Consider the following 24141-nt stretch of genomic DNA (forward strand, 5'->3'; position numbering starts at 1 on the left):
GGCCGCGCTGCTCCATCTGGACGACCGGCTGGGCACCAAGTGGGCACCGAGTGGGCGCAGGAATTCCTCAGCACGGAAGGCCTCTGGGAACGGTGGGCCGGCCCAGGAGAGCAGGACCTGGAGAAGAGGCGGCACGAGTTCGAGCAGTTCGTGCTGCTCGTGGAAGGCGGCAAACCCGATACCCGAGAGCGGTTCGTACGGGACGGGGTCTACTCCTCCGGATGGCGGGGGTGATGGCAGCCCCCGTTCCCATAAGGGGCCGATGGTCGGCAGACGACATCTGACCGTAGGCGGGTGCCGAGGGTTTCCGGCGTGCCCCACGTCCGATCTTCAGAGGACTGCCGGCTCTGGCCGACGCCCTCATCTCCCGATGCGCGTCGCTGGTCTCATCCGGGAGGTGTCGAAGGACGGGGCGAGGACACCTCGGAGCCCGGCAGCAGGACCCGTTGAGACTGGGACGAGACGACTCGTGCCCGGTGAGGCACTGGCGGAGGATACGAGATTCGCACTCGTGAGGGGTTGCCCCCAACACGCTTTCCAACGGGTCACGATGCCGTACGTATGGAGGCAGATACGTGCTGACCGGGGACGAACTCAATGTCCGGGCGGGTGGCGGACGCCGCTGGACACAGCTGAATGAGACCAGAACTGAGACCGGACGACAGTGTCATACCTTCTTGACGACGACCGTATCCGGAACTAGCTTCTCCAGGTCGTCGACATCCGAGGTGAAGACGGTGACCCGGCCCTGCTGTCGACGCGCGACAACGGCGAGTACCGCATCGATCGCGTACTTGTGACCGTGCAACTTGGCATCGGCCAGGAGCCGGCGGGCCTGTCGGGCTTCGTCCTTTCCGATGTCGGCGACCTTGAGGCGGGAGAGCACCCAGTCCCAGCGCTGCTCGGTCATCCGACCGTCGTACGCCTCGACCAACGTCATCGGGGATGTCACCACCTCGGCTTCCCCCCGGGCCGCGAGGTCGAGCCAGGCGATCATCTTCCGGTCACCGCGTACGGCCAGGGACAAGGCTTCGCAATCGAGCACGAAGACCCGGAGCGGAGGCCCGTGCTCGCCGCCTCGCTTCTTCACGCGGCGTCTCCGACACTGCTGGTCCGACGACGCTCGTGCTCGGCGTCGAGGCTGTTCAGCTCGTCGAGGGCCGTCATATGTTCGTCCTCGGTGACCGGGCCGTGCTCTTCCTCCAGCCAGCCGACGAGTTCCACCAGCCGGTCCCGGTCGCGCTTGACCCGCAGTGCCTCGGCAACGTACGCCGACAGGCCGCGCTCAGCCGCCTCCGCCCGGATCTCGTCAAGGAGATCCTCGGGAATCGTCACCGTTACTTTCTTACTCGCCATACAAAGCACCATACTCCTGGTGCTTCGGGCCTGCCACATGGGTTCGTCCCGACACGCACGCCGCCCATCAACGGTCCGTTCGATGTCCCGCGGCACGTCGTGAAGGCGTCGTGAGGGCGTTTCGGGTCTGCGCCGAGTGCGGTGCAGATCACTCGGTGTCGTCCGCCGGCCGATGGACCTCAGTCTCGGCGGCTCGTTCCTGGTTCTCCTTCAAGGAACGACCGTGGACGTCCTTCCATTCGTCCCGACCGTTCTTGCTTCCCCCCGCCAGGACACTCGCCGCGCTGGAAGGACTGTCGAACACGTACGTCCTGGTCAGCCTGAGTTGATCTGCTCCATGCTCAACGAGGGTGCCGTCGTGTATCAGGCTCTGGCGCAGCCTCTCGTAGGCGGCCGTCATCACCTTCCTCTCCCGCCTCCCAAGTGCCCCCTCCAGGACGATGAAGCCCTGGGAGTCGTCCCTGCCCGTCGCCTCCGTGAGTACGGTGTGCAGGGTGTGGGCCGTTCCTTCCACGGGAGCGACCGCAACAGCGGTTGCCGGGCTTGCGGACGGCGCTTCCAGGATTGCGAACTGCATGACTCCGACCAAGGGGAGGAGCGTCAGCCCGTTCTCGGGGTAGCTCTCCATATCGTCCTGGTCGGGTTCGCTCAGGTAGGGCAACCGGGTGGCCGCTCCGTTGTCCAGGAGGGTCAGGCATGGTGAACGCTGATGGTTACCCGTGGTGGTGGTCTTGAGGCAGGGGTCGATGAACGTCCTGGGGATTGATGCCTGCGGCAAGCAGGGCTGGGTCGGCGTCAGGCTGGTCGACGGCGCGTACGGGGGCAGCCTGGTCGACGTGGACCTTGGCTCACTGGTTGCGCGGGCCCCGGACTGCTCGACCGTCGCGGTCGACATGCCGCTCGGACTGCTGGAGACGGGGTGGCGTGCCGCGGACACCGAAGCCCGGGCGTATCTCGGGCTTCGCCGGAGCAGCGTGTTCCTCACCGCGCCGAGGGCTGTCTGGAGCGAGACCGACTACGCGTCCGCCAGTGCTCGGTGCGTGTCCATCAACGGCAAGGGGCTCAGTCGGCAGGCGTGGGGACTCGCGCCCAAACTCGTTGCCGCGCAAAGGTGTTGGGCCGAGGATCCGGGCCGTATCCATGAGGTACATCCCGAGATCTCCTTCCAGGCCATGGCCGGCGGCACCTCCCTGACCCACGGCAAGAAGACCTGGCGGGGTCAGGCCGCACGCCGCTCCCTCCTGGCCGCCGCCGGTATTCACCTCGGCGACGAACTCGGCGAGGCCGACTCCGTCCCCACCGACGACGTACTCGATGCTGCCGCGGCGGCCTGGTCCGCGTACCGCATCGCCACTGGCGCCGCGGCATGCCTGCCGGCCACTCCGGAACGGGACACCGAGGGCCGCCCGGTGGCCATCTGGTACTGAGTCTTCGTCGGCCTGTCCGCAGCTGTACGCCGCACGACGGCCGTGCTCGTTGGCGAAGGCCTCGCTGGTCCGGCCGAACGCAATCATCAGCTGGGAGCCTGGCGGGTCCGCGAGGATGCGTGCCCGGTAGCTGCACGCCACCGGTCTCATGCTTAAGAACGTCGCACAGCAAGTCGGCAACGCGCTGTGGGGCGAACCTTCGGAGGGGGACACCGCCGCGGAAGAGGACCCGCCGCAAGGCTCCGCAGACCCGGAGTGAGACGGAAACGGTAACGGAAGACGTCGTTGGCCCCCGCTGCGAGCGGTGGAGCCCTTCGACGTCGTGCCCGGTGAGGCACTGGCGGAGGATACGAGATTCGCACTCGTGAGGGGTTGCCCCCAACACGCTTTCCAACGGGTCACGATGCCGTACACGAGGGAGCAGAGACGTTCTGACCTGCGGCCGAGCGAGCACCCAGGCGGGTGGTGGACGGACCCGGACGCGGCTGAATGCGACCAGAACTGAGACCGAGGGCGTGGGGGCGCCGGGTCGGCCTCTGCCCTGGGCGACGGGCAGGCGGAAATGTGACGGCCATTACCGTCCGCAAGCCCTGCGCCAGGCCGCACGTCGCTGAACACAAGCCAGCGATGCCGCTGTTCAGGCCATTCCCTTTGCACGTGTCGCGGTTCCTGTCCGGAATCCGCCCGACCGCCACCAAAGTGACAGGAGGCAACAGCTGTTGATCAGCTGGTGCTCTGGGGAAATCGCTGAGCCATGGGGGTGGATCACGTATGGGCAACGCCGACGACGACCAGATACTCGACATCAAGCTCGCCGACCTGCAGACGAGCGCACCGCAGTTCCTCACGCACAGCTCGGACCTGGCGACAGCCCTGGCCAAGCTCCAGGGGGGCCTTGCCGCGGCCGGTTCGCCGTGGGGCGGGGACGACCAGGGCAAGCAGTTCGAGGACCAGTACGTGCCGAACGTGACGAGCATGACGATGGCGGCCGAGGTCCTGGCGCTCGGCCTGGCCAGCATCCATGACGCGATGGTCGACATGGCGGACGGTCATGTGGGCAACGAGGAGCTGATCCGGCTGATGTTCAGCCGGAACGGGCCGAAGCCGGAACCTCCCCCGCACACCGCCGGGGGCGGCGTGCAGTGAGCGTCGCCGACGAGGCCAAGAAGATCGTCATGAAGCTGACCGGCATGTGGTGGCCGGACGCCGACGAAGGCGGCCTGCGGGACGCGGCCACCGCATGGCGGACCTTCGCCGACGACGTCGAGACGCTCACCGCCGCCGCGAACACCACCGCCCGCACACTGATCGAGAACAACACCGGCAAGGCGATATCCGCCTTCGACGACCCCTTCTGGCGCCGCTACTACTACGGCAACCGCGGCTGGCTCCAGGACATGATCGACGGCGCCCGCGACCTGGCCACAGCCCTCGACCAGTACGCCGACAGCGTCCACAGCGCGGTCAAGCAGCTGGAGCACAAGCTGGAGATCGTCGGCGGCACCATCGTCGCCGGCACCGCCCTCGCGTTCTTCACCGCAGGACTCACCGAAGCCGCCGCGGCGGCTGCCACCGCCGAGGTCGTGGACCTGTCCGCCGCCCTGGGCGTGTCCGTCTCCACCGAGGTGGCCGCGATCATCGGCACCACGTTGGCGACCGCCGCCATCGCCGGCATCGACTCGGTCACCGTCGACCTCGCCGTCACCCAACCCATCGCGATCGCCACCGGCGAAAGCAGCGGCTTCAACTTCGACGAGGCGAACGATGCCGCGCTCTACGGGGCGGTCTTCGGCGGCGGGTTAGGCGCGGCCGGCGGCACCTTCAAGGCTATTGCCCAGAACGGGGGCCTGCGGGGCCTGCTCGACAGTCTCCACCTGCCGGACTTCCAACCGGGCCTGGCCCTGCCCAGCGGCCCAGCGGCCGGTCTCGACGACCTGGGGATGGTGATGCGAACCGGGGAGGGCGGAACCGGCCCCGGCAGGGGCCCCTGGCCCACACCTGACTCAGTGCCCGGACCCGCGAAAGGAAGATCACTGCGGCCGCCCAACGCACGCCATACCGTTTCCGGTGCGGCGTCCGGTGAGGTCGAGGCCGATAACAGCGTGATCCTGCGCGGATACCAGCAGCAAGTGAATCAGGACATCGCCGACATCGCGGCCGGGCGGGCAAAATTCGATGAGAAGTCCACTCGCTATGAAATCAACGGACGCACTTACGGGGTCGAACCGACCGGTACGGTCTATCCCGACAGCGGTCCAGGCATCGTCAAACTCGACCGGAACGAGTACGCGGCCCTCAAGGAAATAGCCAAGGCCAAAGGGAACCTCGAAGCCGCACCGCAGCTTACGAGGGCTCCACGCTTCACCAATAATCCAGAGGCTGTCCAGAAAGCCCTGGCCATATACGAGGGGACGTACTGATGACCTACAATCTGCTCGTCACCGAGCCGTTGAGCAACAGAGCTATTGCCGAAGCACTCGCCGAGTGCTTCCGGCTCCCTCTCCACGACGTCGACGTGGCCGATGACGACACCGATCAGAACACGCGGAACTGGAACGCGCCGGTGCTTTGCGGGAAGGAAGGCATGCGAGGCGACGTGCGAACGTCCCTGGACATCTACGCCCAGGACAGCGTTCAGCCGCAGCCCGGTGAGCCGGAACTCGCCGCAATGCTCGCGCGGGTGCTCGGCGCATCGGTCCTCTATCCGGCGGAGAAGTTTCCGCCGAGCGCGCACTGGCTCGCGGCGGCCGACGGTACGGTCACCCGGGCCCGCCTGCTCGACCCGGACGACGAGGAGCCCGGTTACAGGGTCGATGCCGTCGAGGCACCCGTTGCCGACCTCCCGCACGCCCAGGTCACCCGACTTCCCGAGATCGTTTATGAACAGCGGAAACCGACCCCGGTGAGCGACGGCTTCGCCACGTCTCTGAACGCTCTCGGGACGGGGCGAACCGACCAATCCGGCTCCCCGTACTGGACGGCCGTGACGCGCTTGGGGGCATGGGAACAGCTTGTGCGGACCATGGCGGACGGCTGGGCCCCTGCAGGCTGGTATCCGGCGGATCTCTACGTGCAGAACCTCACGGCACGGGACGGGTTGGAGGTCGTACGGCAGCAGCTTCCGCGGCAGGAAGCAGAGTTGCTGGAGGCTGCGGTGGACCCGGTGGACCGGCAGTTCATCAAGCTGACCGTGCCCGATCCCGCCTGGTACCTGGAACTCGACAACCGACCAAAGCTGGACGTCCCCGGCACGGATGACGTCGGCTGGTGGTGGCGCCGCCGCCCCGACCCCCTCCCCTGGTAACGCCCACGGCGCCACCCGGGACTGCAGAACCGTGGCCGTCGTACAGGCGGACGGAAAGCGGCTTGCGCCCCGGGTACGCGAGTGAGTCGCACATAGGTCGAGACCACGCACGTCGATGGGCCCCACCGCGAGCGGTGGGGCCCTTCGACGTCGTGCCCGGTGAGGCACTGGCGGAGGATACGAGATTCGAACTCGTGAGGGGTTGCCCCCAACACGCTTTCCAACTGCGCACAAGGCCGTACATGAGTAGGCAGGGGCTTCCTGACCTGCAGCGGAACCGGTGCTCGAACAGTTGCTGGACGGCCCCGGACACAGCCGAATGAGAACGGGACTGAGACCAGCGCACCACGTGCTCCCGGCAGCCAGAGCATCGGCTGGTGGCTGGCCAAACCAGGCAGGCAGATTCCACGTTCGACCCACACCGCTTCCGACGTCGCGGAACGATAGACGTATGAAGCAGCTCGAAGCCCACGAAATGCCGCTGGACAAGGTGTTCTGCAGCGACTATGACTTCAGTATTCCTCAGTACCAGCGGCCCTACGCGTGGGAAGTCGAACAGGCTCAGCAGCTACTGTCCGATCTGACCGAAGCTCTGGACGGAGGCACGGACGAGCCGTACTTCCTCGGGTCGATCGTCCTGGTCAAACAACCGTCCGACTCGGTCGCCCAGGTCATCGACGGGCAACAGCGGCTCACCACGCTCACCATCCTGCTGGCTGTGCTGCGCGACCTGGCCGAGGATCCCGCGCTGCAGTCCGAACTGGACGCGGCCGTATGCGAACCCGGCAAGATCTCCAAGGGCCTGTCCGCCAAGCCCCGGTTGACCCTGCGGTTCAAAGACGCCGAGTTCTTCCACAAGCATGTGCAGACAAAGGGCGCCACACTCTCGCTGCCGGACCTCCCGACAGCGGAGCTGAAGACCGACGCGCAGAAGGCCATCCGGGACAACGCCAATGCCCTGGCGAAAGAGCTGTCCGGATGGACGGCCTCGCGCCGGCTGGATCTCGTGCAGATGATGATCGTGCGCACCTTCCTCGTCGTCGTCAGCACCCCCGATCTCAGCAGTGCCCACCGGATCTTCAGCGTGATGAACTCGCGCGGGCTCGATCTCACGCCCGCAGACATCTTCAAGTCCCAGATCATCGGCGACCTCGGCGAAGGCGTAGCCGCGGACGCTGTCGCCGCCAAGTGGGAGGACGCCGAACAGGCCCTGGGCCGCGACGACTTCGCCGAACTCTTCTTGCACCTGCGCATGATCTATGCCAAGGAGCGGGCCAAGGCAGAGTTGCTCAAGGAATTCCCCCGGCAGGTTCTTGAGCCTCACTTCCTGCCCGGCAAGGCGCAACTCTTCGTCGACGACGTCCTCGTGCCGTACGCCAACGCCTACGTTCAGATGCGCGATCACCACTACAGCGCCGACGCAGGCGCCGACCAGGTCAACGCGTGGTTCAGGCGACTGGCCCAAATCGACAACAACGACTGGCACCCGTCGGCCCTGTGGGCACTGCGGACCCGCGGGAACGATCCGGAATGGCTCAACAACTTCTTCCGAGCGCTGGAACGCCTGTCGGCCAGCATGTTCATCCGCCGGATGTACACGACCAAGCGGGTCCAGAGGTATGCCGAGCTGCTGCGCGACCTGGACAGCGGCCACGGCTTGGACTCGCCATCGCTCAAGCTCACCGAAGAGGAGCGCAACGCGACCCGAGAGCGCCTCGAAGGGCCTGTCTACCTGGACATCAGAACACGCAAGTACATCCTGCTGAGGCTGGACGAAGTACTGGTCGAGGGCTCCGGCGTCGTCTACTCGCACCCTTTGATCACCGTCGAGCACGTCCTGCCCCAGAACCCCAAGGGCGGCTCGCAGTGGATGTCGGACTTCTCCGACGAGGAACGACAGTTCTGGACCAACCGGCTGGCCAACCTCGTGCTCCTCAACCGGTACAAGAACTCGCAGGCTCAGAACTACGACTTCAGCACGAAGAAGGAGCGCTACTTCACTGGAAAGCTCGGGGTGGTCAACTTCGCCCTGACCACCCAGGTACTGCGCACCCGAACGTGGACCCCGATCACCCTGCAAAAGCGGCAGGATGCTCTGCTCGATGAGCTTTGTACCGCCTGGCAACTCTGACCACAGCGCGCCGACAGCAGTCGCAGGTCGGATCACGGCACGGGCGGGCGGGTCGCCACCAGTAGCGACGGCATGGTGAGGCGGCCAACGGGGAGACCCTTCTGATTCTGCTGCGAGACAGCGTCGAAAGGCCGCCAGCTGTCGCGTGACTCCCGCCGATTCGATGCTGTGCGTACGGTGGGCAGAGCGCCTGGGATGGCGCGGTCCTTGCGGTCGATGGGGAGATGGCGTGGATCGGCGTCCGTTGAAGCTCGTCCTGGATGTCCTGCTCATGCTGGTCGGGGCACTGCTGGGCATTGCCACCAACTACGCAACCGGGGACACGGGATCGACCCCTTGGCTGCTTCGAGAGTTGCGGACGTGGTCGGTGCCTTTGGTGGCGGCGGCCTTGTTGCTGCTTGTCGCCGGTCAGGTCTGGCTGTACGTGCTGGACCGGCCCACGTCGCCTCGCCGGTTGTGGAGGGGGGCGCAACCCCCCTACCCCGGGCTGGAGTCGTTCAACGAGGATGACGCCGCCGTCTTCTTCGGCCGGGACAGCGAGACGGCGGAACTCGTGGGCAGGCTTCATCCCGCCGTACCTGCCCGAGCTCACCGGTTCGTCACCGTGGTCGGCCCGTCCGGCAGCGGCAAGTCCTCCCTTGTGCGCGCCGGGTTGCTGCCTGCGCTCGCGCGGCGGCGTCGCCGGTGGGCGGTCGTGCCTCCGTACGCTCCGGGTGCCGACCCGCTGACCGCTTTCGCGGCGAGTCTCGCCACGGTGCTGCCCGGTGCGACCACGGCCCAGGTGCGGGCGGAGTTGGCCGGAGGTCCGGCCGGCGTACGGCGATATCTGGATCTACTGCGCCGGTCGGTGGGCGGAGATGCAGCTCCGGTCCTCGTGGTGGTTGACCAACTTGAGGAGCTGTTCGTCCTGACGGGTGACGACGAACGCGACGCCTTCCTGTCCCTCCTCTCGGACTGTCTGCACGCCGATTCGCGCCTGTGGGTGGTGGCCACCTTACGTTCGGATTTCCTGACAGCCTTTCTGGGAACCGGATTCGCCGGCTTGCTGCGGCATCCGATGGCCGTGGGTGTCCTGAGCCGCGCCGAGCTGCTCCAGACGATCGAGAGACCGGCGGAGATGGCGGGCCTGGCCTTCGCTCCGGGTCTCGTCGCACGGATGGTGGAGGATACCGGGGGTGGTGACGCCCTTCCACTTCTGGCCTACACCCTTCAGGAACTCTTTCTGCGCGTCGGTCCCGGGGGGACCGTGACGGAGGATGCGTATCGGCAACTGGGAGGTGTGGCGGGGGCCTTGTCCGACCGGGCGGACAGGATCACCGGGGAGTTGCGCGCCGCGGATCCGGACGCGCCCGTCTTCAGCGCGCTGCTCAAATTCGTGGGTGTCGAGCACGGAGAGGCCACCCGTCGCCGTGTACGTCGCGCCGACATCACCCCTGAGGAGCAGCTGGTGGCAGACGCCTTCGTCGCCGGCCGTCTGCTCGTCAGCCACGCCGATCTGCTGGACGTCGCCCACGAGGCGCTGTTCCGGCAGTGGCCTCTCCTGCGTCAAGCCGTAGCGGTTCGGGCGGAGCAGTTGCAGCACCGTACGGAACTGGAGCGCTGGGCACTGGACTGGCGCAACTCGGGCTTCCGTGACAGCTATCTACTCACCGGCGAGCGGCTGGAAGCCGCTCAGAGATGGGCTGCGGAGGCGACCGGGGTATTCGAGGGCATCCCCGTCGTGACGGCATTGCTCGAACGCTCACGCAGACAGGATCGGGCCGCGCTGGAGCGGTTGTCGGAAGCTGTTGCCCGCCGGGCGATGGAGGCGGCCGCAGGCGACCCGCAGTTGGCGCTCCTGGCGTCCCTCGCCGCTGTCGAGTGCGCACCCACGTCGACAGCCCTCCAGGCGCTGCACATCGCATTGAACGTGTCCCGCCTTGGAGCTGTGTTCCGCGGTCACGAGGGCGATATCAACGCGGTGGCCTGGTCGCCGGAGGGGACCCGACTGGCATCGGCGTCCGACGACGGCACTGTCAGGATCTGGACGCTCCACGAGAACCCGGACGGTGCCACGGTGCTCGCTCGTCGCGGGGGCGCCCCGGTCGGCACGGTGGCCTGGTCACCCGACGGGCGGCGGCTGGCAGCAGGCGCGCGCGACGGAGGCGTCACCGTATGGGATACCGCAGGCTGGACGGTACTGGCCCTTCTCTCCGACACCGCTGAGGCGGTCGCCGCAGTGGCATGGTCGCCGGACGGTCACCGGCTCGCGGCGGGAGGAGGGGACCGAACCGTACGGATCTGGGACAGCGACACCTACGCCCCGGTCACGGTACTGAGCGAACATCGGCGACGGGTGTCCGGCGTCGCGTGGTCCCCCGACGGGCATCGGCTGGCAAGTTCGTCAGTGGACGGGGCGGTTCACGTCTGGACGGTGACTCCGCCCACGGGCGGCGGCCCTGCCGCAGTGCATTCCCGGCACCACGACAGTGTCTGGGGCCTCGCGTGGTCGCGTCACGGGGACAAGCTCGCGACGGCGTCCGAGGACCACGCTGTCCTGGTTCTCGACATGGTCGACGGGAGCGGTACCGCGGGCGAGGTGATCATGAAGATGGAAACACCCGGTGCGCCGACCTGTGTGGCGTGGTCCCCGGACGACCAAAGCATCGCCACCGGGGACGACGACCGCACCGCACGCGTCTGGCACCTGGAGACGAACGAACAGACACTGCTGATCGGCCACTCGGACAGCATTCACGGGATCGCCTGGCACGGCAGCCGTGTAGCCACCGCCTCGCGCGACCGAACGGTGGCCGTATGGGACACCGTTCCGTGCGGTAGCCACAGCCGCGCCCTGCTAGGGCACACAGATTCGGTGTGGGATGTCGCCTGGTCCCCTGACGGCGGTCGCCTCGCCACCGCGTCCCAGGATGGTAGGGCTCTGATCTGGGATGGCGAATTGGGTCCGGCCGTAACTGAGTTGCCGCATGAGGGCGGCGCCCTCGGTGTGGCGTGGTCTCCGGACGGCCGACGGCTTGTCACGTCGGCACGAGGCGGGACGGCCCGAATCTGGGACGTACGCGATCGGCTGACGCTTGTCGAGTTGCGCGGCCACAGCGACGAACTTACCGCCGTGTCCTGGGCACCCGACGGAACGCGCATCGCTACGACGTCCCGCGACGGCACCGCGCGGATCTGGGACGCCGGCGATGGCACGGAACTCTTGGTGCTCGGCAGACGGGCCGGTTGGGTCGGGGGTGCCGCCTGGTCTCCAGACAGCCGCTGTCTCGCCACGTCCGCGACGAGCAGAACCCTCACGGTCTGGGACACTCTTCGGGGTGCGGAACTGACAACCCTGCGTGGTCACACCGACTACGCCTGGCGCATCGCCTGGTCGCCGGATGGCCGACGGCTGGCCACCGGGTCCCGTGACCGCACCGTCCGGACATGGGATCCGTTGACGGGCGAGGCGCTCATCACCATGACCGGGCATCAGGACCGCGTTCAGGGTGTCGCGTGGTCGCCTGACGGCCGCAGCATGGCAACGGTCTCCTGGGACCGGACGATACGACTGTGGGACCCCGTGAGCGGGCGAGAACGCACAGTGATCGGGGTCCACGACGACCAGATCAACGGCCTCTCCTGGCACCCCGACGGCAGCCGTCTTGCCACCGCCTCCCGGGACCGCAGCATCCGGATCTGGGAACCCTCCACAGATCCGGAGCCTCTGCTCAGACGGGCACGCGCCCGAGCCTTCCGTCAACTCACTGTCGAGGAGCGCCGCAGCTTGCTGCTGCCGCCCGTCGAGCCCCAAGAGAGCCAGGCACGACCGACCCTCTGACGCCAACCGGGAGAAACGGAGCCACGCCCTCTCCGTCAGCGGAAGACGACGGGCCCCGTGGAAAGGTGCGCGGGTGCTGGCGGCGTCGGCAGGGATCTTGCTCGTGATCGGCTCTGTCTTCGGAAGAGTGGCCCGACGCGATGGCTCCCGCTCGATCTTCTCCGGAGGACGCTTTGACCCCTGAGCGAGAGCCCGAGACCCTCCGGCGGAGCACTTGGCAACCGGACCTGCAGCAGCCAACTGCAACCCAAACTGCAACCCTCAACGTCGAAGGGCCCCGTTGCGGACAGCGGGGCCCTTCGACGTCGTGCCCGGTGAGGCACTGGCGGAGGATACGAGATTCGAACTCGTGAGGGGTTGCCCCCAACACGCTTTCCAAGCGTGCGCCCTAGGCCACTAGGCGAATCCTCCGCCGCAAACAGTACAAGACGCGGGGGGGTGGTAGCGAACTCGTTGGGGGGTGGGGGGATCGGGTAGGGTGGGGGCCAGCCCCTCACGTGGCGCTATCTCGCTGAACTCCCCCAGGGCCGGAAGGCAGCAAGGGTAGGTGGGCTCTGGCGGGTGCGTGGGGGGTCTTTGCGTGGGTGGGGGCCGGGTGTCGGTGGGCGCGGTTAGGCTCGGTGGCGTGTCCCTCGCTCTGTACCGCCGCTATCGTCCCGAGACCTTCGCCGAGGTCATCGGGCAGGAGCATGTCACCGACCCGTTGCAGCAGGCGCTGCGGAACAACCGGGTCAACCATGCGTACCTGTTCAGCGGGCCTCGCGGGTGCGGGAAGACGACCAGCGCGCGGATCCTGGCCCGCTGCCTGAACTGCGAGCAGGGGCCGACGCCGACGCCGTGCGGGGTGTGCCAGTCGTGCCGGGACCTGGCCAGGAACGGGCCGGGGTCGATCGACGTGATCGAGATCGACGCGGCGTCGCACGGCGGTGTGGACGACGCCCGTGACCTGCGGGAGAAGGCGTTCTTCGGGCCGGCGGGCAGCCGATACAAGATCTACATCATCGACGAAGCGCACATGGTCACGTCCGCCGGGTTCAACGCGCTGCTCAAGGTGGTCGAGGAACCGCCGGAGCATCTGAAGTTCATCTTCGCCACGACCGAGCCAGAGAAGGTCATCGGCACCATCCGTTCGCGTACGCACCACTATCCCTTCCGGCTGGTGCCGCCGGGGACGCTGCGTGACTACCTCGCGGAGGTGTGCCAGCGGGAGTCGATCGCCGTCCAGGACGGGGTGTATCCGCTGGTGGTGCGGGCCGGGGCCGGGTCGGTGCGGGACTCGATGTCGGTGATGGACCAGCTGCTTGCCGGGGCCGGGGCGGACGGGGTGACGTACGCCATGGCCACCGCGCTGCTGGGTTATACGGACGCGGCGCTGCTCGACGACGTGGTGGACGGCTTCGCCGCCGGGGACGGCGCCGCGGTCTTCGGCATGGTGGACCGGGTGGTCGAGGGCGGGCACGACCCGCGCCGTTTCGTGGCCGACCTGCTGGAAAGGCTCCGTGACCTGGTCATCCTCGCCGCCGTGCCGGACGCGCTGGACAAGGGGCTGATCGATGCGCCCAGCGATGTGGTGGAGCGCATGCAGGCGCAGGCGTCGGTTTTCGGTGCCGCCGAGCTGAGCAGGGCCGCCGACATCGTCAACACCGGGTTGACGGAGATGCGGGGGGCGACCTCCCCGCGGCTCCAGCTGGAGCTGATCTGCGCCCGGGTGCTACTCCCCGCGGCGTACGACGACGAGCGCTCGTTGCAGGCCCGGCTGGAGCGGCTGGAGCGGGGGGGCGTCCTGGGCGCCGGGACCGCGGCCGCCGCTCCTGTCGCCGGTGCACCCGGTGACGCCCCCACCGGGGCCGCCGCCGCCCGGGCCGCGGTACGTACCCAGCAGCCCGAGCCGGTGCGCGCCGTACCGGAGCCCGCTCCTGAACCGGTGCGCCCGCCGGACCCCGTACGCCCCCCCGACCCCGTACGCCCGCCTGAGCCGGCACCGCAGGCGCCCGTGCGGGCTTCCGAGCCCGTGCCCCAGGCGCCCGCCAAGCCGGGGGCCTGGCCGACCGCCGCGCCCCAGACGCCGGCTCCTGCTCCCGGCGCCCCCGCCCCGGCGCAGCCGCCCGCACAGGCCCAGGCCGCCGCGGGCTCGGGTGACCCCACCCGGGTCCGGCAGATGTGGCCGCAGATCCTGGACGCGGTCAAGAACCGGCGCCGGCTGACCTGGATGCTGCTGTTCAACAACGCCCAGGTCTCCGGCTTCGATGGTGAGACGCTCCAGGTCGGGTTCGACAACCCCGGTGCCCGCAACAGCTTCACCAACAGCGGCAGCGAGGACGTACTCAAGCAGGCGATCAACGACGCGCTCGGCGTGCAGTGGCGCATCGAGGCCATCGTCGACCCCTCAGGGGGCGGTGGCGGCGGCTCGGGCGGCGGCGGGTTCGGCGGGGGTTCCGGCGGGGGCGGGGCACCTCGCCCGCCCGCGCCGTCGCAGGCCCCCGGCTCGCCCCAGGCGTACGGCGGCGGAGCCGTCTCGGACGCGTACGGCTCCGCGCAGGCGGTGACCCAGGCCATGGCGCCGGCCCAGCAGGGCCGTCCCGGCGGTGCCGCCACCGCGACCGCCGCACCACCGGGTCCCAGGTCAGCGCCCGTGGAGGCACCGCGGCAGGGATCCCGGCAGGCACCGGTGCACTACACCGACGAGACGCCGCCCCCGATCGAGGACGACATCCCCGAGGACGACGACCCGGACCTCGTCGATTCGGCACTCAGTGGCCACGATCTGTTCATCCGCGAACTGGGCGCCACCGTGATCGAGGAAATTCAGCACGACTGACCAGCGGCAACGCGGGCAGACGCCGCTGCGTACTCCCTGCGGCTCAGCCGTCCGCCACTCCAGGTGGAGGGCGCGCCGCAGCGATCCTCCGTACGGCGTAGGGCGCACCGCCGTACGAGCACGTAGGCTCGGCATGTCAGTGAAAAACGCAGCACATACAGCAGACCTGAGGCAGGAGCGAACCGTGATTCCCGGTGGTCAGCCGAATATGCAGGCACTGCTCCAGCAGGCGCAGAAGATGCAGCAGGACCTGGCTGCGGCCCAGCAGGAGCTGTCCGAGACCGAGGTCGAGGGCTCGGCGGGCGGCGGCCTGGTGACCGCGACAGTGTCAGGCGCGGGCGAGTTGCTGGGACTGGTGATCGACCCGAAGGCCGTCGACCCGGACGACACCGAGACGCTGGCCGACCTGGTGGTCGCCGCCGTCCACAATGCGACCGACGCGGCACAGGAGATCCAGAAGGACAAGCTGGGCCCGCTCGCCCAAGGGCTCGGCGGCGGCATGCCCGGCCTGTTCTGAGTCTGCCCCCATCCCCTGGAAATACTGGAAACCCCGAGAACCTGGAAGGCGTGCCGGAGTGTACGAAGGCGTGGTTCAGGACCTGATCGACGAACTGGGCAGGCTGCCCGGCGTGGGTCCCAAGAGCGCGCAGCGCATCGCCTTCCACATCCTCCAGGCCGACCCCGCGGACGTACGCCGCCTCGCGCATGTGCTGGCCGAGGTCAAGGCGAAGGTCCGCTTCTGCAAGGTGTGCGGCAATGTCGCGCAGGACGAGCTGTGCCGGGTGTGCCGCGATCCGCGGCGCGACCCGGCGGTGATCTGCGTGGTCGAGGAGCCCAAGGACGTGGTCGCGATCGAGCGCACCCGTGAGTTCCGCGGGAAGTACCACGTGCTGGGCGGGGCGATCAGCCCGATCGACGGTGTCGGCCCCGACGATCTGCGGATCGCGGAACTGCTCCGCAGGCTGGCCGACGGCACCGTCACCGAGCTGATCCTGGCGACGGACCCGAATCTGGAGGGCGAGGCCACGGCCACGTATCTCGCCCGGACGGTGAAACCCATGGGGCTGCGCGTGACGCGCCTGGCCAGTGGCCTGCCCGTGGGTGGCGACTTGGAATACGCGGACGAGGTCACGCTGGGGCGGGCCTTCGAAGGGAGGCGGTTGCTCGATGTCTGACACCGTGATGAACAAGGGCGCGGGAGCGGTCGCGGCAGGGCCGCAGGCCGTGCCGTTCGTCCCGCAGGAGCCGGACGAGTTCGCCGTCCAGATCTCCGACCAGATCGAGAGCTTCATCCTCTCGGTCCGCGAGGTGGCCAAGGGCGACGACCCGGACAGCGCGGTGCCGTATCTGCTGCTCGAGGTCTCGCAGCTGCTGCTGGCCGGCGGGCGGCTCGGCGCGCACGAGGACTTCGTGCCCGACGAGCGGTACGAGCCGGACGCGGGCCCCGAGCCCGACGAGGACGACCTGCGGCAGCGGCTGGCGGCGCTGCTGGAGCCGATCGACGTCTACTCGGAGGTCTTCGACCCGTATGTGCCGAGGTCGACGCCGGTGGCGTGCCGGATCTCGGACGACATGGCCGACGTGGTCGCCGATCTGATGCACGGGCTGACGCACTTCTCGGCGGGGCGGGTGTCGGAGGCCCTGTGGTGGTGGCAGTTCTCCTACCTGTCCAACTGGGGCTCCACGGCGAGTGCGAGCCTGCGGGCCCTCCAGTCGCTGGTCGCGCACGTCCGGCTCGACAGCCCGCTGGACGAGCTGAACGGCCTGGACACCGGCGGCGGCGCGGACGACGACGACGAGCTGGCGGAGGAGGCCGGCAAGGTGATGGAGGCCGAGCTGGGGACGTTGGGGCTGCGCCCGGCGCAGTGATCGCCACCTGAGTGGGTGTGATCATTACCTGAACAGCACATCTCACCATGCGATACGTTCCGGGCAGAACGGACCTGCTCGTTAAACTGGGGCGACCGATTCACCCCTGAGCGAGGAGCGCACGTGGGCCTTGTCGTGCAGAAGTACGGCGGCTCCTCCGTCGCCGATGCCGAAGGCATCAAGCGCGTCGCCCGAAGGATCGTGGACACCAAGAAGGGCGGCCACCAGGTCGTCGTCGTGGTGTCCGCGATGGGCGACACGACGGACGAGCTCATCGATCTCGCGGAGCAGGTGTCGCCCATCCCGGCGGGCCGCGAGTTCGACATGCTGCTGACCGCAGGAGAGCGGATCTCCATGGCGCTGCTGGCGATGGCGATCAAAAACCTCGGCCACGAGGCGCAGTCGTTCACGGGCAGCCAGGCCGGTGTGATCACCGACTCGGTGCACAACAAGGCGCGGATCATCGATGTGACCCCGGGCCGGATCCGCACCGCCCTCGACGAGGGCAACATCGCGATCGTCGCCGGCTTCCAGGGCGTGTCGCAGGACAAGAAGGACATCACCACGCTCGGCCGGGGCGGGTCCGACACCACGGCGGTCGCGCTGGCCGCGGCACTGGACGCCGAGGTGTGCGAGATCTACACCGACGTCGACGGGGTCTTCACCGCGGATCCGCGGGTGGTGAAGAAGGCCAGGAAGATGGACTGGATCGCCTTCGAGGACATGCTGGAGCTGGCCAGCTCCGGTTCGAAGGTGCTGCTGCACCGCTGCGTGGAGTACGCCCGGCGCTACAACATCCCGATCCACGTGCGCTCGTCGTTCTCCGGGCTCCCCGGCACCTGGGTCAGCAACGAACGGCCGCAAGGCATCGCACCGCAGGTCGCACTGCGGCTCGCGCCGCAACTCGCATCGCAAGGAGACAGCCCAGTGGAGCAGGCGATCATCTCCGGCGTCTCGCACGACACGTCCGAGGCGAAGATCACCGTCGTCGGAGTCCCGGACAAGCCGGGCGAGGCCGCGACGATCTTCCGGGCCATCGCGGACGCCGAGATCAACATCGACATGATCGTGCAGAACGTGTCGGCCGCGGCCACCGCGCTGACCGACATCTCCTTCACGCTGCCGAAGTCCGAAGGACACAAGGCGATGGAGGCGCTGACCAGGGCGCAGTCGGTCATCGGTTTCGACTCGCTGCGCTACGACGACCAGATCGGCAAGATCTCGCTCGTCGGCGCGGGGATGAAGACCAACCCCGGGGTCACGGCGACCTTCTTCGAGGCGCTGTCCAACGCCGGGGTCAACATCGAGCTGATCTCGACCTCCGAGATCCGCATCTCGGTGGTCACCCGGGCGGATGACGTGAACCCGGCCGTCCAGGCGGTGCACTCGGCGTTCGGCCTGGACAGCGACAGCGACGAGGCCGTCGTCTACGGCGGCACAGGTCGCTGAACACGGAGCTCGAATTCCAGGCGAATCCGGCCGATTACGACCGAAACTGGCCGTAATTTGGTCTGGACCACTTGAATCCGACTGCCCAACCGTTGGACAATCTGCTCCCCCGTGGCTGCAACCGCCGGCCGCGGGGGAGCGTCTTTGAGTCAGCGCACTGCCTGGGTGCTGTCCTGGGGTGCTGCACACCGAACGTGAACGGGGGCCGTCGGTGTAAATGGGGCGCTGAGGAAGAGCTGGTGCGCATGGGGATATATGACGCTCCATCGGGCGGTATGCCTTGCGCGTACAACCCTGACGGGGGGACGCGTGTCCAACACACGTGGCGGAGGCACTGGGTATCGAGACGGCATTCGGGCAACGGGGGACGATCGCACCCGTGCGTCCGGCTCGCCCGGCGCGCCCACCACGGACCGGGCAGGCCTACGGGGGGCTCCCGGTGATCGCGCCCTGGCCGGTGGCGCGGGTGAATCCGGCGCAAGGCGCCACCGCAGAGCGCGAGGAAACTGACCCCGCAATGGCTGTCGGCACCACGGTCGACCACCTCACCGAGACCTACCGCGCCCACTACCGCGCCCTGCTGGGCCTGGACGCGCTGCTCCTCGACGACACCGCGTCCTGCGAGGACGTCGTCCAGGAGGCCTTCATACGGGTGCACTCCGCACGCAGCCGGGTCCGCGACCCGGAAAAGACCCTCGCCTACCTCCGCCAGACGGTGGTCAACCTCTCCCGTTCCGCGCTGCGCCGGCGCATCCTCGGCCTGAAGCTCCTCTCCAAGCCCATGCCCGACATGGCCAGCGCGGAAGAGGGCGCCTACGAGCTGCTGGAGCGCGACCAGCTCAAGACCGCGATGCGCTCGCTCCAGCGCAGGCAGCGCGAGGTGCTGGTGCTGCGCTACTTCGCCGACATGACCGAGGCCCAGGTCGCCGAGACGCTCGGCATCTCGCTGGGCTCGGTGAAGGCCTACGGCTCGCGTGGCATCGCCGCCCTGCGCGTCGCGATGGAGGCCACGGCATGACCACCCCCGACGCCCCGGACAACGCCCACGGCATGGACGACCGCCAGCACTCCCCAGAACCCGAACAGACCCCGGCGGCCCGCCCCGCAGAAGCAGCCCCGCGCGGTGAGTCGGCCGAGCCCGGCGAGACCGCCGAGCTTGCCCAACCGGCCGAGCACGCTGAGCCGGCCGAGCACGGTGAGCCCGGCGCGCCCGCCGAGTCGGCCGAGCCCGGCCCGGCTGCCTCCGCCGAGGAACCGGCCGAGCGCGCTGAGCCGGCCGAGCACGGCGAGCCCGCCGAGGCCGCCGAACCTGGCCCGGCTGCCGTCCAGGCCGAACGTCCCGAGCCGGCCGCTCCCGGCGCACGTGCCGCCACCGAGTCGGCCGGGCACGCCGAGCGTGCCGAGGCCGCGGCACCCGTCAGTCCTTTCGCCCTGGACGGTGCGAACCGTTCGACCGGTTCGGCCTTCGCGGACGACCTGGCCGGGGAGCTGCCGGAGGCGTCCGACGACGAGGCGGCGCTACGCGACCTCATGCACAGGGCCGTCCGCGACCTCAGGCCGCACCATGACGCGCTCGACCACCTGCGGCGTGCCGTACCTGCCCGCCGCCAGCACCGGCGGCAGGCGCTGGCGGGCGCCGCGGCCGCGGCACTGCTCGTCGGCGCCGCGGTACCGGCGCTGATCCACGCCGCCGGCGCCGGCAGCAGCACGACCGCCGCCCCCGCCAACGTGGCGAGCACGCACGCCGCGCAGCCCGGCGAGGACGGCCACGTCAACGCCTGGGGCTCCACCGGCGACTCCGGGCAGTCCGGCCACCAGCAGGACAGCGGCGGCTCCGACCACCAGTCCCCCACCGCGGGCAGCGTGGACGGCCCGTCCAGCCAGGCGACCAGCCCGGGTGGGCTGCCGCCGGCCGACGCCCCCGAGTGCTCCGGCGACCAGCTCGGCGAGGGCAGCAGCAATGCCGACTCGGCCGACGCAGACGGGCGCGTCTACGGCTGGTTCCGCGTCGCCAACGTCTCCACCGTCGCCTGCACGGTGCCGCCCTCCTCGGGCAAGGTGAGCGTGAGCGCCCAGGGACCCGCGGACCTGTCGCAGATCACCGTGGTCGGCCACACCGCAGGCGACCCGGCCACCGCTCTGCCCGCCTCCTCCGACGACGAACCCCTCGTGCTCGCGCCCGGCGAGGACTACGAGGTCGCCTTCGCCTGGGTGCCCGGCGACGCGGGTCCGGGCGGCTGTCCGCCGCCCAGCTCACCGCCGGCCACCCCGACGCCGACCGACACGCCGTCGGACACCGCGGTGCCCGACCCCGGCAGCGGGGACTCCGCCGACTCCCTCGCCCCCAAGGGCCCACCGCCCGGTGGCCCTTCGGACGCGCCGCAGGGCACCGCCATCTCGCTCACGCACGTCCCGGCCGCCGGAGGGCCGCTGGTCCCCGGACCGACCATCCAGGGCGCGTGTGCCGGAACCATCTACACAACGGCGCCCATGGCCCCGACCGGATCGGGCACCCCGCCGTCATAGCAGGCGGCGCGGTGCGGCGCCGCCTGCGCGGGTCCCGGTGACGGGCGGCCGGGCGCGCCCCCGTACCGTGGTGGTGTGTACCGGTTCCTGCTCACCCCGCGCTGGCTGGCGGTCGGCGTTCTCGTACTGCTGGCCGTGCCCTTCTGCGTCTTCATGGGCAGCTGGCAGCTGAGCCGCTTCGAGAGCCGGGTGGACGCGCACAAGGACGCCAAGCACACCCAGGTGCAGACCGCCGACCGCGCTCCGGTACCGCTGGCGGGGCTGCTGCCCGACACCGGGACCCAGGTGCCCTCGGACGCCTCCGGCCGCCCGGTCGTCGCGACCGGCCGCTACGACTCCGCCCACCAGTTGCTCGTCCCCGACCGCCTGCTCGACGGCCGCAACGGCTACTACGTCCTCACCCCGCTCCGGGTCGACGGCGGTGCCGCACTGCCCGTGGTCCGCGGCTGGCTGCCCGGCGATGTCCCGGCCGCCGCCGCGGGCGGTACGGTGCCGCCCGCCCCGGCCGGCGAGGTCTCCGTGACCGGTGCGCTGCAATACCCCGAGACCGCGGGCAGCAACGGGGTGCCCGCGGCTCCCGGTGCGCTGCCGAGCGGACAGCTCGGGATCATCAGCGCGGCGACCCTCGTCAACGTCCTCCCTTATCCCGTCTACAGCGGGTGGATCACCGCCACCCACTCCGCCGCACCGCTGAAGCCGGTGCCGCCGGTGGCACCGCCGGGCAGCGGCCTCGACCTCAAGGCCTTCCAGAACCTCGGCTACACCGGTGAGTGGTTCGTCTTCGCCGGCTTCGTGGTCTTCATGTACTTCCGGCTGGCCCGCCGGGAGGCCGAGGCGCGGACCGATGCCGCGCTCGGCCTCCTGCCCCCGCAGGACCCGGACCCCGGTAACGGCACCGGCGGCCGAGGCGCGGAGCCGGACCCGGCGGCCACGGCCGGGAAGACGGCGGGATCAGCCGCCCACGTGGCGTAGGGCGAAGGCCAGCTCCAGCCGGACCTGCTTGATGCGCTCCTCCACGACGAGGGAGCCGTGGCCCGCGTCGTAGCGATACACCTCGTGCGGCTTGTCGAGCGCCCGCAGCCTCTCCACGTAGTTGTCGATCTGGCGTATCGGGCAGCGCGGGTCGTTCATGCCCGCGCTGATGTAGACCGGGGCGGCGACCTGGTCCGCGTAGGTCAGTGGGGACGAGGCCGCATAGCGCTCGGGGACGTCGTCGGGGGAGCCGCCGAAGAGGGTGCGGTCGAGGGACTTGAGCGCCTCCATCTCGTCGGCATACGCGGTCGGATAGTCGGCGACCGGGACCGCCGCGATGCCCACCGCCCACGCGTCCGGCTGGGTGCCGAGGCCGAGCAGGGTCAGATAGCCGCCCCATGAGCCGCCGGTGAGCACCAGCCGCTCGGGGTCCGCCAGCCCCGAGGACACCGCCCACTCGCGGACCGCCGCGATGTCCTCCAGCTCGATCAGGCCCACCCGGTGCTTGAGGGCGTCCGTCCACTCGCGCCCGTAACCGGTCGACCCGCGGTAGTTGACCCGCACCACCGCGAAGCCGTGGTCCAGCCAGGCCGCGGGGCCGGCGGCGAAGGAGTCCGACTCGTGCCAGGTCGGGCCGCCGTGGATCTCGAAGACCGTCGGCAGCGGCTCCTTGCGCCGGGTCGCGCCGGCCGGGGGCCGCTGCACCAGGGCGTGGATCCGGCCGCCGGGGCCGTCCACCCACACGTCCTCCACCGGGACGGAATCGGGCGCCCGCAGCCCCGGGGCCTCCAGCACGATCGCGCCGGTGGTGGAGCGCACCGCCGGGGGCCGTGCCGCGGACGACCACAGATACTCGACCGTGCCGTCCGGCCTTGCGGTGGCGCCGCCCACAGAACCGCGCGGGGTGTCGAGCGCGGTCAGCGTGCCGGCCGCGAGGTCGTAGCGGAACATCTCGCTGCGGGCCCTGAAGTCGTGCACCACCAGCAGCGCGCTGCCGTCCGGATACCACTCGGCCTGCACGTCGCCCGGCAGGTCGATCGCGGGCGCCGTCTGCTCGCCGGTGGCGACGTCCCAGATCATCGGCAGCCAGCGGTCGGCCCGCTGATGGCCGACCAGCAGCCGGGTATCGCCGGGCACCGGGGCGAAGCCGCGGCTGTCGAGGCCCAGCTCCCGGGTGCCGCCCTCGGTGTCGTCGAGCTCCGCCACCACCGAGCCGTCAGCGACCCGCAGCACCCGCAGCGCGCTGTGCATCGCGTCACCGTGCTCGGTGTGCTCGATCACGACCAGGGTGCCGTCCTCCGAGAGGTCGCCGACGCCGGCCGACTCCTCGTGCCGGTAGATCTCATACGGCTCGGCGCCCTCCGGCGGCACGACGTGCACGGTCGTGCCCTCGTCGTCGGTGGAGCGGCCGACGACGGCGAGGCCGCCGACGCCGAGCGCCAGGCCCGCGGGGTAGGAGGGCTCGAGGCCGGGGGCGGCGGGTATGTCCTCGCCACCACCGAACGGCTGGCGCATCCACACGCCGAACTCGTCGCCATTCGTGTCGGAGAACCACCACACCCAGGCGCCGTCGCGGCTGAGCGTGCCGTCCGTCGTGCCGTTCGGCCGGTCGGTGACCTGGCGGCGCTCCCCTGTCGTCCGATTCCACGCGTACAGCTCGTACGTCCCGGTGACGTCCGAGACGAACAGGCTGTGGTCGGGGGCGTCCTCCGCCCACTCCGGCAGCCCGACCCGGGGGGCGCGATACCTCTTCTCCCAGTCGGGGAGCGAACCGGGGACGGTGTCGGGGACGACTCCCGGGACGGTGCCGGGCAGGATCCCTGACGAGGAGGCGGGTGCGGGCACGGCCGGCACGGCGTCGGATTCGGGCGTGGACCCGCTGGCGGATCCGGTCGTTTCGTTCATGTCCCCATGATGCTCCGCCGAGCGCACCTCAGGAGCGGCTGTCGTCACAGCCTGTGGATAACTCTGGGCAATGCGCGATGGCCTGCGACTATCCCGTCACTTGCGTAGTCCCACGCACCACCACGACCGGGCAGGTCGCATGCAGTGTGACGGTATGACTCACGGAACCGAGCAGGGTCGCGTGGAAGGTTCCGTGGCCGCGCACGCCGACCACGATCAGCTCCGCGGCGTCCTCCTCTGCCTGGTCGAGGATGGCCTGCGCCGGGTTGCCGAGGGTGACCACCTGCTCGACGGCTGCCGCCTGCCGCGGGGGCAGCGCGTCGCCCACCGCCTCGGCGAGCGCGCGGGCCGCCGGGCCTTCCCGGTCGAAGCCCTCGGGAAGTTCGGGCACGTCAGCCCAGCCGAAGGCCCCAGGCAACTCCCACGCCATGACCGCGACGAGTGCGGCCCCGGTCAGCTCCGCCTGGCGGCCGGCCCAGCGCAGAGCCTGCTGGGCGGGCGTCGAGCCGTCGACGCCGACCACGATCGTGGGGTGTGGCATCGCGCTCCGCCTCTCTCCCGCGG

General features: G+C 69.6%; 20 protein-coding genes, 1 tRNA gene and 1 other RNA gene. 16 read left to right on the forward strand and 6 right to left on the reverse strand.

Features of this window, described 5'->3' with window-relative positions; all coding sequences use genetic code 11:
- The first annotated feature begins 39 nt into the window (after positions 1-39).
- Positions 40-234, forward strand: a complete 195-nt coding sequence (locus tag ACGFMP_RS01745) for a hypothetical protein (protein ID WP_393670339.1) — start codon at positions 40-42, stop codon at positions 232-234.
- A 433-nt stretch (positions 235-667) separates the two neighbouring features.
- Here ACGFMP_RS01745 and ACGFMP_RS01750 read toward each other — a convergent pair whose 3' ends face one another.
- The 3 genes from ACGFMP_RS01750 to ACGFMP_RS01760 form a co-directional block, all read right to left on the reverse strand.
- On the reverse strand, positions 668-1090 hold the full coding sequence (locus ACGFMP_RS01750; protein ID WP_393669615.1) for a PIN domain-containing protein: 423 nt from the start codon (positions 1088-1090) through the stop codon (positions 668-670).
- On the reverse strand, positions 1087-1356 hold the full coding sequence (locus ACGFMP_RS01755) for a CopG family transcriptional regulator (RefSeq protein ID WP_393669616.1): 270 nt from the start codon (positions 1354-1356) through the stop codon (positions 1087-1089). Before ACGFMP_RS01755 ends, ACGFMP_RS01750 begins: the two co-directional genes overlap by 4 nt.
- A gap of 148 nt (positions 1357-1504) precedes the next feature.
- Entirely contained in the window at positions 1505-2017 is a 513-nt protein-coding gene (locus tag ACGFMP_RS01760; protein WP_393669617.1) for a DUF4357 domain-containing protein, read from the reverse strand.
- 85 nt (positions 2018-2102) lie between these two features.
- On the opposite strand from ACGFMP_RS01760, the gene ACGFMP_RS01765 reads away from it, so the two are divergent.
- From ACGFMP_RS01765 to ACGFMP_RS01790, 6 genes are all read left to right on the forward strand, one after another.
- Positions 2103-2783 carry a DUF429 domain-containing protein gene (locus tag ACGFMP_RS01765; RefSeq protein ID WP_393669618.1) on the forward strand — a complete coding sequence of 227 codons (681 nt, stop codon included), beginning with the start codon at positions 2103-2105 and terminating at the stop codon, positions 2781-2783.
- A 771-nt stretch (positions 2784-3554) separates the two neighbouring features.
- Entirely contained in the window at positions 3555-3929 is a 375-nt protein-coding gene (locus ACGFMP_RS01770) for a WXG100 family type VII secretion target (protein ID WP_393669619.1), read from the forward strand.
- Entirely contained in the window at positions 3926-5203 is a 1278-nt protein-coding gene (locus ACGFMP_RS01775) for a hypothetical protein (RefSeq protein ID WP_393669620.1), read from the forward strand. Before ACGFMP_RS01770 ends, ACGFMP_RS01775 begins: the two co-directional genes overlap by 4 nt.
- Positions 5203-6087 carry a hypothetical protein gene (locus ACGFMP_RS01780; RefSeq protein WP_393669621.1) on the forward strand — a complete coding sequence of 295 codons (885 nt, stop codon included), beginning with the start codon at positions 5203-5205 and terminating at the stop codon, positions 6085-6087. Before ACGFMP_RS01775 ends, ACGFMP_RS01780 begins: the two co-directional genes overlap by 1 nt.
- 451 nt (positions 6088-6538) lie before the next feature.
- Entirely contained in the window at positions 6539-8218 is a 1680-nt protein-coding gene (locus ACGFMP_RS01785; RefSeq protein WP_393669622.1) for a DUF262 domain-containing protein, read from the forward strand.
- Positions 8219-8462: 244 nt separating this feature from the next.
- Positions 8463-12038 carry an AAA family ATPase gene (locus ACGFMP_RS01790; RefSeq protein WP_393669623.1) on the forward strand — a complete coding sequence of 1192 codons (3576 nt, stop codon included), beginning with the start codon at positions 8463-8465 and terminating at the stop codon, positions 12036-12038.
- A 323-nt stretch (positions 12039-12361) separates the two neighbouring features.
- Here ACGFMP_RS01790 and ACGFMP_RS01795 read toward each other — a convergent pair.
- Positions 12362-12449, reverse strand: a tRNA-Ser gene (locus ACGFMP_RS01795).
- 76 nt (positions 12450-12525) lie between these two features.
- On the opposite strand from ACGFMP_RS01795, the gene ffs reads away from it, so the two are divergent.
- From ffs to ACGFMP_RS01840, 9 genes are all read left to right on the forward strand, one after another.
- An RNA gene (gene ffs / locus ACGFMP_RS01800) (signal recognition particle sRNA small type) lies at positions 12526-12616 on the forward strand.
- A gap of 47 nt (positions 12617-12663) precedes the next feature.
- Entirely contained in the window at positions 12664-14856 is a 2193-nt protein-coding gene (locus tag ACGFMP_RS01805) for a DNA polymerase III subunit gamma and tau (RefSeq protein ID WP_393669624.1), read from the forward strand.
- Between the two features lie 208 nt (positions 14857-15064).
- On the forward strand, positions 15065-15373 hold the full coding sequence (locus ACGFMP_RS01810; RefSeq protein WP_393670289.1) for a YbaB/EbfC family nucleoid-associated protein: 309 nt from the start codon (positions 15065-15067) through the stop codon (positions 15371-15373).
- 58 nt (positions 15374-15431) lie between these two features.
- The gene (gene recR, locus ACGFMP_RS01815; protein ID WP_073495190.1) at positions 15432-16031 is read left to right on the forward strand and encodes a recombination mediator RecR; all 600 of its coding nucleotides are present in this window, start codon (positions 15432-15434) and stop codon (positions 16029-16031) included.
- A 7-nt stretch (positions 16032-16038) separates the two neighbouring features.
- Positions 16039-16725, forward strand: a complete 687-nt coding sequence (locus tag ACGFMP_RS01820; protein ID WP_393670290.1) for a DUF5063 domain-containing protein — start codon at positions 16039-16041, stop codon at positions 16723-16725.
- A 123-nt stretch (positions 16726-16848) separates the two neighbouring features.
- Entirely contained in the window at positions 16849-18174 is a 1326-nt protein-coding gene (locus ACGFMP_RS01825) for an aspartate kinase (RefSeq protein ID WP_393669625.1), read from the forward strand.
- A 322-nt stretch (positions 18175-18496) separates the two neighbouring features.
- Positions 18497-19192: a SigE family RNA polymerase sigma factor gene (locus ACGFMP_RS01830; RefSeq protein ID WP_393669626.1), complete on the forward strand. Its 696-nt coding sequence runs from the start codon at positions 18497-18499 to the stop codon at positions 19190-19192.
- Entirely contained in the window at positions 19189-20700 is a 1512-nt protein-coding gene (locus tag ACGFMP_RS01835; RefSeq protein ID WP_393669627.1) for a hypothetical protein, read from the forward strand. Before ACGFMP_RS01830 ends, ACGFMP_RS01835 begins: the two co-directional genes overlap by 4 nt.
- Before the next feature lie 75 nt (positions 20701-20775).
- On the forward strand, positions 20776-21672 hold the full coding sequence (locus ACGFMP_RS01840) for an SURF1 family protein (RefSeq protein WP_393669628.1): 897 nt from the start codon (positions 20776-20778) through the stop codon (positions 21670-21672).
- Here ACGFMP_RS01840 and ACGFMP_RS01845 read toward each other — a convergent pair.
- Together ACGFMP_RS01845 and ACGFMP_RS01850 are read right to left on the reverse strand one after the other, a co-directional pair.
- Positions 21652-23577 carry a S9 family peptidase gene (locus ACGFMP_RS01845; RefSeq protein WP_393669629.1) on the reverse strand — a complete coding sequence of 642 codons (1926 nt, stop codon included), beginning with the start codon at positions 23575-23577 and terminating at the stop codon, positions 21652-21654. The two genes, ACGFMP_RS01840 and ACGFMP_RS01845, sit on opposite strands and share 21 nt — an antisense overlap.
- A gap of 88 nt (positions 23578-23665) precedes the next feature.
- Positions 23666-24118, reverse strand: coding sequence for a universal stress protein (locus ACGFMP_RS01850; protein WP_393669630.1), 453 nt, complete (start codon positions 24116-24118; stop codon positions 23666-23668).
- Between the last annotated feature and the right edge of the window lie 23 nt (positions 24119-24141).

It is taken from the genome of Streptomyces sp. NPDC049040 (genome assembly GCF_043197715.1).
In the GTDB taxonomy this organism is placed as follows: Bacteria; Actinomycetota; Actinomycetes; order Streptomycetales; family Streptomycetaceae; genus Actinacidiphila.

What these genes read in the sequence shown, in the direction of transcription:
- ACGFMP_RS01755 (WP_393669616.1), bottom strand. Translation starts at nt 1,356, where the DNA reads ATGGCGAGTAAGAAAGTAACGGTGACGATTCCCGAGGATCTCCTTGAC.
- ACGFMP_RS01765 (WP_393669618.1), top strand. Translation starts at nt 2,103, where the DNA reads ATGAACGTCCTGGGGATTGATGCCTGCGGCAAGCAGGGCTGGGTCGGC.
- ACGFMP_RS01770 (WP_393669619.1), top strand. Translation starts at nt 3,555, where the DNA reads ATGGGCAACGCCGACGACGACCAGATACTCGACATCAAGCTCGCCGAC.
- ACGFMP_RS01780 (WP_393669621.1), top strand. Translation starts at nt 5,203, where the DNA reads ATGACCTACAATCTGCTCGTCACCGAGCCGTTGAGCAACAGAGCTATT.
- ACGFMP_RS01785 (WP_393669622.1), top strand. Translation starts at nt 6,539, where the DNA reads ATGAAGCAGCTCGAAGCCCACGAAATGCCGCTGGACAAGGTGTTCTGC.
- ACGFMP_RS01810 (WP_393670289.1), top strand. Translation starts at nt 15,065, where the DNA reads ATGCAGGCACTGCTCCAGCAGGCGCAGAAGATGCAGCAGGACCTGGCT.
- ACGFMP_RS01820 (WP_393670290.1), top strand. Translation starts at nt 16,039, where the DNA reads ATGAACAAGGGCGCGGGAGCGGTCGCGGCAGGGCCGCAGGCCGTGCCG.
- ACGFMP_RS01835 (WP_393669627.1), top strand. Translation starts at nt 19,189, where the DNA reads ATGACCACCCCCGACGCCCCGGACAACGCCCACGGCATGGACGACCGC.
- ACGFMP_RS01845 (WP_393669629.1), bottom strand. Translation starts at nt 23,577, where the DNA reads ATGAACGAAACGACCGGATCCGCCAGCGGGTCCACGCCCGAATCCGAC.
- ACGFMP_RS01850 (WP_393669630.1), bottom strand. Translation starts at nt 24,118, where the DNA reads ATGCCACACCCCACGATCGTGGTCGGCGTCGACGGCTCGACGCCCGCC.